9 protein-coding genes are annotated in these 9,358 nt (G+C 63.1%); 1 reads left to right on the forward strand and 8 read right to left on the reverse strand.

Features of this window, described 5'->3' with window-relative positions:
• Positions 1-49: 49 nt before the first annotated feature.
• The 3 genes from mepK to ACP2WS_RS01725 form a co-directional block, all read right to left on the reverse strand.
• Positions 50-643 (reverse strand): peptidoglycan L,D-endopeptidase MepK, encoded by a 594-nt coding sequence (gene mepK, locus ACP2WS_RS01715; RefSeq protein ID WP_374490878.1) that lies wholly within the window; start codon positions 641-643, stop codon positions 50-52.
• 203 nt (positions 644-846) lie between these two features.
• A complete protein-coding gene (locus ACP2WS_RS01720; protein WP_374490880.1) occupies positions 847-2,457 on the reverse strand; it encodes a L,D-transpeptidase family protein in 1,611 nt (536 codons plus the stop codon).
• A gap of 183 nt (positions 2,458-2,640) precedes the next feature.
• Positions 2,641-3,366 carry an ABC transporter ATP-binding protein gene (locus ACP2WS_RS01725; RefSeq protein WP_374490882.1) on the reverse strand — a complete coding sequence of 242 codons (726 nt, stop codon included), beginning with the start codon at positions 3,364-3,366 and terminating at the stop codon, positions 2,641-2,643.
• A gap of 165 nt (positions 3,367-3,531) precedes the next feature.
• Between ACP2WS_RS01725 and ACP2WS_RS01730 the strand changes: the two genes are divergently transcribed.
• Entirely contained in the window at positions 3,532-4,242 is a 711-nt protein-coding gene (locus ACP2WS_RS01730) for an arylesterase (RefSeq protein WP_426459219.1), read from the forward strand.
• A 52-nt stretch (positions 4,243-4,294) separates the two neighbouring features.
• On the opposite strand, the gene ACP2WS_RS01735 is transcribed toward ACP2WS_RS01730, so the two are convergent.
• From ACP2WS_RS01735 to ACP2WS_RS01755, 5 genes are all read right to left on the reverse strand, one after another.
• Complete coding sequence (locus tag ACP2WS_RS01735; RefSeq protein WP_426459221.1) at positions 4,295-5,524, reverse strand: PLP-dependent transferase; 1,230 nt, start codon at positions 5,522-5,524, stop codon at positions 4,295-4,297.
• Positions 5,525-5,590: 66 nt separating this feature from the next.
• Positions 5,591-6,151: a DUF2062 domain-containing protein gene (locus tag ACP2WS_RS01740; protein ID WP_374490888.1), complete on the reverse strand. Its 561-nt coding sequence runs from the start codon at positions 6,149-6,151 to the stop codon at positions 5,591-5,593.
• Between the two features lie 10 nt (positions 6,152-6,161).
• On the reverse strand, positions 6,162-6,698 hold the full coding sequence (locus ACP2WS_RS01745; RefSeq protein WP_426459222.1) for a phosphoribosyltransferase: 537 nt from the start codon (positions 6,696-6,698) through the stop codon (positions 6,162-6,164).
• Positions 6,699-6,724: 26 nt separating this feature from the next.
• Positions 6,725-8,125: an adenylosuccinate synthase gene (locus ACP2WS_RS01750; protein ID WP_374490892.1), complete on the reverse strand. Its 1,401-nt coding sequence runs from the start codon at positions 8,123-8,125 to the stop codon at positions 6,725-6,727.
• A 44-nt stretch (positions 8,126-8,169) separates the two neighbouring features.
• Complete coding sequence (locus ACP2WS_RS01755) at positions 8,170-9,354, reverse strand: ATP phosphoribosyltransferase regulatory subunit (RefSeq protein ID WP_426459223.1); 1,185 nt, start codon at positions 9,352-9,354, stop codon at positions 8,170-8,172.
• Positions 9,355-9,358 lie beyond the last annotated feature (4 nt).

The following is a 9,358-nucleotide window of genomic DNA, read 5'->3' on the forward strand; positions in this document are numbered from 1 at the left end:
CAGTCATTCGGACAAGGAGCCAACCGAACGATTCGGAATGGAGAGGTTCTCAGCCACCCCAGCGGCGCACGCGCCCGGTGTCGATATGGACAAAGTTCTCGCGGGGATAGAAGCCCACGCCCCCAGCCTGCAGGGACAGTGCCGCACCATGCAGATCTGACAGCGAAGTGCCCGGAAGACGAATGTCGATGGCCTTGCCATCCATGTGCAGACTGTGCTTGGCCACTCCCCCTGCACGCGTTTCTCGCAGATTTTCATTGGTGGCTGGACTGCGATAGCCCGAAATGACCTGAAAGGACTCTCGAGACCCGATGACCTGCCGCAGCCGGAACAGCACGTCGAACAACTGGGGATCCATGTGGCCCACCGTGCCGCTGTAATGGTCTCGCAGGAACACGTTGAGCCGATTGAGGGACTGGGGCACGAAATCGCTCCCCACGGCATACACCAGCCGCAGACTTTCCTGCGTGTGCAGATTGTCAAATGAAAGACTGCGGGAGCCGGACAACGGGGCCAGCACCGGCGAGCTGAACGCCAGGGCCCGCCCTCCGTTCATGAGCAGACCTGCTGCGGCAGATACCTGGGCGGCCCGCATGGCCCCCCCGAGAAAACGACGTCGATGGGAATTGTGCTGAGATGTCATACGTTCAATGCCTGAACAACCAGCCCGTTCCCCATGACTCCCGCTGCATGGCATGACCACGGGAAATATATCGATGTCCTGCGGACACGCCGCCTGAGCACTCTGCTTTCCGGCATCGAAGCGCGGGGAGAAAACTCTCCCCGCATTCCTGGAGAACGGACCCTACAGGAATGGATTTGCTGAAGACAGCCTGCTCATTGTAGTCATCGCCCCTTTCTGGGGCTATCATTTTTTTGTAACGCCTTCGCGGACTTAGGGGCCTTTCCTGCAGTTCCCTGGTGAGAGAGGGCCTGCGCCAATACACGGTCTTGGCCGTACAGATCGCCCAAGAAATAGACCTTTCCATCACGTACCACAGCGGTGTTGTAGGTGATGACCACGGGCAGCGGCTCCTTGAGGCGTGCTGTGGTGGGCTGTCCCCGATCCATGGCCTTGCGGATGCGTTCTTCCGTCCATGCCGGATCGTCCTGGAGCACGAACTCGGCAAGCTGCACGGGTTCTTCGACACGAATGCAGCCGTGACTCAGATCACGTCGGGTGCGCGAGAACAGTCCCGGACTCGATGTGTGGTGCAGGTAGATGTTGGAATTGTTGGGGAAGACGAACTTCACGTCGCCCAGGGCATTCTTGGGCCCAGGACGCTGGCGGATGCGCGCCTTGCCTGCCAGCACGGCATTCAGCACCCCGGCAGAAGCGCTGGTGGTAACGCCGCCTCCAGCCGTCACGATCTCGAATCCCCCCCGCTTGAGGTAACCAGGATCGCGCCGCAGATGGGGAACCAGCTCCTTGCGTTCGATCGAGGGCGGCACGTTCCAGTAGGGGCTGAACTCGATGTAGCGCATGTCCTCGTCGAACAGGGGGGTACGAGTGTCCAGTGACTTGCCGACGATCACCCGCATGCCGAGTTTTTCCTCGGCCTGCCCACTGGCGTTGTCATAGGCTCTCAGATAGAACTCGGGAACGTTGACCACGATGCTGCGCCGCCCCTTGAGCACAGGAGTCCAGCGCATGCGTTCCATGGTGAGTGCAATCTGCTCTGCCCGAGAGGAAGGTGGCACCTCCAGCTGCGCCCGTGTGGCTGCATCCAGCACTCCCGTGGCAGCCAGCCCATGTCGCTGCTGGAAGGAACGCACCCCGGCCTGAAACGCCTTCTTGCCGGAAGCGGAACTGCCCTCCAGATCGGCTGCCGACAGATCGCCCAGAGCGACCAGGCGCTGCTCGGCCAGAGAAGACCCCGCCGTCGTCTGTGCTGCCGGATGTTTTTTGTTCGCCTTGCGCTGGGGAGCGACTGGCATGGAGGCAGACCCCTCTGCATCTGTGACCACCTGCCCATCGGCTCCTGCGCTGCGTTTCCAGAGGCTGCCACGCTCCAGGCGCAGGTAACGCCTGAGTGCAGCATGAAGGTCATCGTACATGGGCGTGCGGGGCGTCGCGGCACGCCAGGCCTGATCCAGGTTCTGGGCCTGCAGCGCATCACGCAGCACGGCAGAGGCATCGAAAGGCACGGCTCCATCGGCGGACGAGTAGCGCGCTCCCAGGGTGCGGGGATTGACGCGACCGGCATGCAGGTCATGCAGGTAGTGCTCGACCTGCCGGGTCAACTGCCCATCGGCGGCAGGCACCTCGGCTGCCTGCAATGGCCGGGTTCCGGCGTTGCGCACCAGCTGAGCCAGCGTCTCTGCCGCGTAGTCAGACGGCAACAGCCCATCTTCACGCGCGGCGGAAAGGCGCTGCACAGCCTGCCGGGCCACTGGGCGGGGCGCGTTCTGCGCATCGAACCACAGGCTGTCCGCCCAGGCTCCGAGAGGGGTCATGAGACAGGCCAGACTCCAGCACGCCAGAGTCAGGGGCCTACGGGAAAATTGCGGCAATGCGCCATGCAGCGAAAGTGGTGTCATGTGAGGCAATTTAGCACGTCTGCATGCATTTCCGAGAGGGCGTTCGGGTTTTGCCCGGGGCTGGGCCAAAGTGTCGGAATTTGGTATCAGACCAACGCTTCAGGAGATGTCGGTGACCTGTCCATGGGCAATGGTGATGCGCTGCTGGCAGCGCGCTGCCAGGGTGCGGTCATGGGTGACGAGCATCAGGGTGGTGCCCTGCTCTCGGTTCATGTCGAACATGAGATTCATCACGGCCTCGCCGGTCGCGAAGTCCAGACTTCCCGTGGGTTCATCGGCCAGCAGCACCCGAGGCCCCACCACAAAGGCACGCGCCAGAGCGACCCGCTGCTGTTCGCCTCCGGACATGACCCTCGGGAAATGGCGCATGCGCTGCCCCAGTCCCACCCGTTCGAGCATGCGGGCCGCCTCGTCATGTGCCGATGCACTGCCCAACAGCTCCAGGGGAAGCATCACGTTCTCCAGCGCCGTCAGGTTGGGCAGCAGCTGGAAGTTCTGGAACACGAATCCCATTTTGCGTGCACGCAGCAGGGCACGGGCATCCTCGTCGCGATCGAACAGATCCTCTCCCTCCACCCGGACCGTTCCACGGGTGGGCGTATCTAGCCCGGCAATGATGGACAACAGCGTACTCTTGCCCGATCCAGAGGCTCCGACGATGGCCGTGATGCTCCCTGCAGCCACGGAAAAATCGATGTCATGGAGAATTTCCAGATCTCCGCCTGGATCCCGCACGGTTTTGCTCACATGTTGCACGGCCACCGCTGCAGCAGAAGCAGGATCGGAGAAAGGGGTGACGCTTGATTCCGGAAGAACGGGTGTCATGTGAAAGAAAATGAGGCAACAGGACAGGCGGTGGCACACGATGCCAGCAGGCTCGACTGTACCAGCGTCACGGTGTCGCTGCCTTTCGTCCGCCCGGCGATCGGCGCAGGGCATTTCCCGGCTCTCGGCCTTCTCTGCTGTTTTTTGTCAAAAAACAGGTTCCATATGCACACGTTTTGTTTTTCCATCCGCAGAAGGCGACTGGCCTCCGCGCTGGTGCTTGGCGGTCTCGCCGCACGGCTCCCTGCCCAGGCTGCTGCCACGACGAATACCCCTCCGCCTTCAGCATCGATTCTGGTGCTGGGTGATTCTCTGAGTGCCGAATATGGCCTGCGGCGCGGAAGCGGCTGGGTGGCTTTGTTGACACAGCGCCTGGCACGCATGCATGCTCCCTGGCAGGTGGTAAACGCCAGCATCAGCGGCGACACGACCGCAGGTGGACGGGCCCGGCTTCCGGCGCTGCTGCAGCGTCACCATCCTGCCGTGGTGGTGCTGGAGCTGGGAGCCAACGATGCCCTGCGCGGACTGCCGATCGGTCAGACCGAGGCCCACCTGTCTGCCATGGTGCGAATGGCACAGGCTGCCGGTGCCCGAGTGCTCCTGGTGGGCATGCAGGTGCCTCCCAACTACGGCCCTGCCTACACGCGCCAGTTCGCACAGGTGTTTCAGGCCGTGAGCAGGCAACAGAAGACGGGACTCGTGCCCTTCCTGCTGGCCGGGGTGGCAGATGCTCCGCAGCCACTGCAGTGGTTCCAGGCCGACAGGCTGCATCCAAACGAACGGGCGCAGGGCCGCATGGAAGCCAATGTATGGCCCTCGCTGGCCCCCTTGCTCCGGGCTGCACCCCATTCCTCACGTGGAGTGGCCAGACGCTGAGCACCGCGCGAGGAGGCCTTGCGCACGGCTGGACTCGCAGCAGAGCCCCCTGTCAGGCAGGCTGCAAGGCAACGAGCGCCTGTTGCAGGTCGGCGATGAGATCGCCAGGAGACTCCAGGCCGATGCACAGACGCACCACAGTACCCTGCGCAATGTGGTGTGGCCATGTGCTGCGCATGTCCATGAGGTCATAGGGCATGACCAGACTGATGGGGCCTCCCCAGCTGTAGCCGATGCGGAACAGGCTCAGCCGATCGCAGAAGGCATCCACCTGCGCCTGTGTGCAGCCGGGGTCCACCACCAGACTGAGCAGCCCCGCAGCCAGACCGTCTGGGTGCTGTGCAGTGCAGCACAGGGCACGCCAATGCGCATGCCCCGGAGAGTCCGGCAATGCCGGATGCAGCACCTGCACAAAGGGGGCCTGCGCCTCGCACCAGTGCGCCACCTCGCGTGCGGCACGATCGGCCGCACGGTACCGCAGATCCAGACTGGGCAGACTGCGCAGCACGGCCTCCACGTCGTTCATGCCAACCCCGAATCCCAGGCGCATGTGGCTCAGCATGATCAGGCGACGCACATCCTCCCGTCGCGTCATGACGCTGCCCATCAGGACATCGCCCCCGCCACTCGGGTATTTGGTGAGCGCATGCACGGCAATATCGACGCCCAGAGCCACAGAGGGATCATGCGCTCGCAGCAGATCGAAGGGGCGCAGCGCAAGCCCTGCTCCCCAGGTATCGTCCAGTGCCGTCAATACCCCCCTGGATCGGCACAATCGCACCTGTGCGGCAAGATCCGGGAATTCCAGCGTCACCGAGCCAGCCGCCTCCAGCCATACCAGCCGTGTGCGTGGACTGAGCTTGGATTCGAGATCGGACAGATCCATGGGATCGTAGTACCGGTGCGTGATGCCCCACGCAGCCAGTTCACCCTCTGCCAGCGTCTTGCTGGGGCCATAGGCATTGTCGGGAATGAGCATCTCATCGCCCATGCGCAGCAAGGCCAGATTCACACAGGCAATGGCTGCCAGACCGCTGGGCACCAGCACGGCATACCTTCCCCCTTCAAGCGCGCAGAGACGCTCCTCGAGCACATAGCTGGTAGGAGTGCCGTGCAGTCCGTAGGTATAGGCACTCTTGTCGAGCCAGGTCCGTTCACGCATGGCCGCCACGGAAGGGAAGAATACGGTGGATGCCTTGCAGACCGGTACCTGCGGCGCTTCGAAATCCGCTGGCGGCTGATAGGAATGATGGATCAGGGCAGTATCGGGCTGGAATGTCATGCACGCATGATAGCGCGCGAGCCCTTGCTCCTCTGGCCCGCTCCGAGTGAGTGCCTGTTGCGGATATCAGCTTTTGCCAGGAGGGCCAGTTCTCCGCCCTGCTCTTGCCGTCCAGTACTGATGCACCCACCACACCAGGCTGATGATCAGATAGCTTCCCAGCCCTCCGGCGACGGCCAGAATCAGAAGCCCCACCATCAGCGGCTTGCCCATGGATTTGATTTTTTCCCAGTTTCCCAAGGACATCTGGGAAGCACCTCCCGACGCCGGCGTTGCAGTGGCCGCCCGGGGAAGAGCTGGAGCTGGACCGGACGTTCCCAGTACGGTACTGCCCAGTTCATACGCGAGGTAGTACACAGGCGCAAAGGTCACGGGGTTGCTCACCATGGTGCTCGCCGCTGCGGCAGGCAGGTTGGCGCGCAGCACGATCGCTGCAATGGCGGATGCGGGGATCTGGGCGATGGGCACCAGAAGACCAAAAAAGATGCCGATGGCCACCCCAAGTGCCACCCCGTGCCGGGACCACTGCCACAGGGAAGGACGCCCCAGCCATGGTGCAAGCCAGCCCAGCCAGCGGCTCTTTTCGAGTTTTTCCTGCGTGGGAATCCAGCGCTCTTGCCAGCTCATGTCTCGGTCATCAGGGCAGCAGGGAATCCTGGAGACGGGCGGCCAGGGTTTCGGGGCGCAGGGTATCGTAGATCTCGAACGGCTGGTGGATCCAGGGACTGCTGGGGAGATGTTCCACCGAGTAGTCCGGCTGAAACTGCGATACCCCCTTGGTCCAGATGACTGCGCTGCGCAGCTCCGTGATGGGAGGATAGTCATTGCGCAGCATGCGGATCACGGCTTCCAGTGTCTTGCCGGAGTCGGCCAGATCGTCGACCAGCAGCACACGCCCGGCAATCTCACCTCTGGGCGTGGTGATGTAGCGCGCGATGTCGAGGTGCCCCCGTACCTTGCCTGCCTGCTCGCGATAGGAGCTGGTGGACATGATGGCCAGCGGCACATCGAAGATGCGGCTCAGGACATCGCCTGGACGCATGCCCCCGCGCGCCAGGCACAGCACGGTATCGAACTTCCAGCCGGATTCATGCACGCTGAGCGCGAGGCGCTCGATCAGCCGACGGTATTCGTCATGGCTGACATAGAGGTGTTTGCCATCTTCGGTCAACATGCAGGGTCTCCTGGCTGGAATTGGCCTCAGGCCTTGGGAGCCGCAAAGGGATGCTGCATCATGATCGTATGGTTGCGATCGGGGCTGGTCGAGATGACATGCACGGGCACTCCCGTGGTTTCCTCGATGCGGCGCAGATAGTGACGAGCGGCGTCCGGGAGCCGGTTGTAGTCGGTCACGCCCACCGTGGATTGGGACCAGCCAGGCAGCGTCTCGTAGATCGGCTTGCAGCGGGCAATTTCCTCGGCGCCCATCGGAAGGATGTCGGTGGTGGTGCCATCGAGCTCATAGCCCACGCACAGCTTCAGTTCCGGCAGGCCGTCGAGCACATCCAGCTTGGTGATGCACAGACCGGTCAGGCCGTTCACCTGGGCACTGCGCTTGAGCAGGGCTGCATCGAACCAGCCGCAGCGACGACTGCGACCGGTGGTCACGCCCTTCTCTGCTCCCACGGTGGCCATGTGATAGCCCGGGGTGCCTTCCTTTTCCCATTCCAGCTCGGTGGGGAAGGGACCGCCACCGACACGGGTGCAATAGGCCTTGGTGATGCCGAGAATGTAGTGCAGCAGACCGGGGCCCACACCGGAACCGGCTGCCGCATTGCCAGCCACGCAGTTGCTGGAGGTCACAAAGGGATAGGTGCCGTGGTCGACGTCGAGCAGGGTACCCTGGGCTCCCTCGAACAGCAGGTTGCCACCGGCCTTGTGCACTTCGTTGAGTTCGCGGGACACATCGGCCATCATGGGCTTGACGGCCTCGGCATGGCGCATGGCTTCAGCGTAGACGGCGTCATAGGACACCTTGCCATCCTGCATGTAGGGCTTGAGGGCTTCACCGAAATCGACTTCGGCGGAATGCAGCCAAGTGGTCAGAATGTGGTTGTAGAGGGCCACGAGCTCCTGCAGCTTGGAGGCAAAGCGCTCCGGGAAGCGCAGATCCTGCATGCGCAGCGCGCGGCGTGCCACCTTGTCTTCGTAGGCCGGGCCGATGCCTCGGCCGGTAGTGCCGATCTTCTCGGCTCCGGCGCGGGTCTTGGCCGCTTCGCGTGCGATGTCGAGCGCGGCATGGAAGGGAAGGATGAGCGGACAGGCCTCGCTGATGCGCAGGCGGCTGCGCACTTCGACCCCGGCTTTTTCAAGATCCTCGATTTCCTCGAGCAGCTTGCTGATGGAAACAACCACTCCGTTGCCGATATAGCACTTGACGCCCGCACGCATGATGCCGCTCGGGATCAGGTGCAGGGCCGTGCGCACGCCATTGATGACCAGTGTGTGACCTGCATTGTGGCCACCCTGGAAGCGCACCACACCGTCCGCGCTCTCTGTCAGCCAGTCGACCAGCTTGCCCTTGCCTTCGTCTCCCCACTGGGTACCGACGACGACGACATTGCGGCCCTTGGCCACATCGCCCGAGAGATTGTTGCTCATAGTGTATGTATCCTCAAGAAATCGGTAAAAACGCTGGAGGGCCCTCAGGCCCGGTCGACAGGCACGAGCTGCCAGGATCCGGACTGGCACAGCAGCTCGCGATCGCATCGAAAGCCCTCTTCGGCATCAGCGGGCTGGCCAGGCAAGGTCACTACGACGGTCTGTCCTTCCTGCCGCAAGGCCATGACCACCTCGCGCCATGCGGGATCGTCGCTCCAGCGGGCCAGTACGGCGGCGGGAGCCTCTTGGGACGGCAGCGTGGCAGCGAGCGCCTTGACATCGAGACTGAAGCCCACGGCAGGCCGATTGCGGCCATAGACGGCACCCACTTCGTCATAGCGCCCACCACGCACGAGCGCGTTGTTGGAACCACGGCCATAGAGTGCAAAGCGCACGCCGCTGTAATAGGAATAGCCACGGGAATCGGCCAGATCGAACAGCACTTCGACACCAGGATGCGTGCGGACAATCTGGTCGGCGATCCAGTCGAGCTGGTCAAGTGCCTCGGTCACGGCCGGCAGCGCTGGCAGCAGGCTGCGGGCACGAGCCAGCACGCTGCGGTCGCCGTAGAGCGCGGGCAACGCCTGCAGGGCTTCTCGCACGGAATCGGGCAGTGCAGCCGCAGCCTCGGACAGGGCATTGGCATTCTTGGTGATGAGTGCGCTCTGGATGGTCCCTACATCATGGGCAATGCCCTGGGCCTGTGCCAGCAGTGCCGGAACGATGCGCGCATCGGAGAGATCGACCAGCAGCGCAGCTGCAGGCTGCTGCGCATCCAGGGCCCGCAAGGCGTCAATGGCCAGCGAAAGCACCTCGAAGTCTGCCTGCACGCCGCTGCATCCATAGAGTTCGGCACCGAACTGAAGCGGTTCGCGCGTGGCATGGGGCTGATCGGGGAAGGTATGCAGCACCGGCCCGCAGTAGCACAGACGAGTGACGCCAGGGCGGTTCAGCATGTGGGCATCGATGCGCGCAACCTGCTGCGTCATGTCGGCCCGCACGCCCAAAGTGCGCCCAGAAAGCAAATCCACAAGCTTGAAGGTCTGGAGAGCGAGCGTCTTGCCTGAGCCGGTCAGGAGCGATTCGATATGCTCGACCAGCGGGGGAATCACGAGCTCGTAACCGTAGCTGCCTGCCGTGTCCAGCAACTTGCGCCGGGTATCTTCAATGGAGCGCGCTTCGGAAGGAAGCACGTCGGCGATATGGTCGGGGAGTACCCAGGCAGACATGGCT

Source organism: Brachymonas moutaii (nom. illeg.) (assembly GCF_049977365.1).
In the GTDB taxonomy this organism is placed as follows: Bacteria; Pseudomonadota; Gammaproteobacteria; order Burkholderiales; family Burkholderiaceae_C; genus Brachymonas.

What these genes read in the sequence shown, in the direction of transcription:
- mepK (WP_374490878.1), bottom strand. Translation starts at nt 643, where the DNA reads ATGACATCTCAGCACAATTCCCATCGACGTCGTTTTCTCGGGGGGGCC.
- ACP2WS_RS01720 (WP_374490880.1), bottom strand. Translation starts at nt 2,457, where the DNA reads ATGACCCCTCTCGGAGCCTGGGCGGACAGCCTGTGGTTCGATGCGCAG.
- ACP2WS_RS01725 (WP_374490882.1), bottom strand. Translation starts at nt 3,366, where the DNA reads ATGACACCCGTTCTTCCGGAATCAAGCGTCACCCCTTTCTCCGATCCT.
- ACP2WS_RS01730 (WP_426459219.1), top strand. Translation starts at nt 3,532, where the DNA reads ATGCACACGTTTTGTTTTTCCATCCGCAGAAGGCGACTGGCCTCCGCG.
- ACP2WS_RS01735 (WP_426459221.1), bottom strand. Translation starts at nt 5,524, where the DNA reads ATGACATTCCAGCCCGATACTGCCCTGATCCATCATTCCTATCAGCCG.
- ACP2WS_RS01740 (WP_374490888.1), bottom strand. Translation starts at nt 6,151, where the DNA reads ATGAGCTGGCAAGAGCGCTGGATTCCCACGCAGGAAAAACTCGAAAAG.
- ACP2WS_RS01745 (WP_426459222.1), bottom strand. Translation starts at nt 6,698, where the DNA reads ATGTTGACCGAAGATGGCAAACACCTCTATGTCAGCCATGACGAATAC.
- ACP2WS_RS01750 (WP_374490892.1), bottom strand. Translation starts at nt 8,125, where the DNA reads ATGAGCAACAATCTCTCGGGCGATGTGGCCAAGGGCCGCAATGTCGTC.
- ACP2WS_RS01755 (WP_426459223.1), bottom strand. Translation starts at nt 9,354, where the DNA reads ATGTCTGCCTGGGTACTCCCCGACCATATCGCCGACGTGCTTCCTTCC.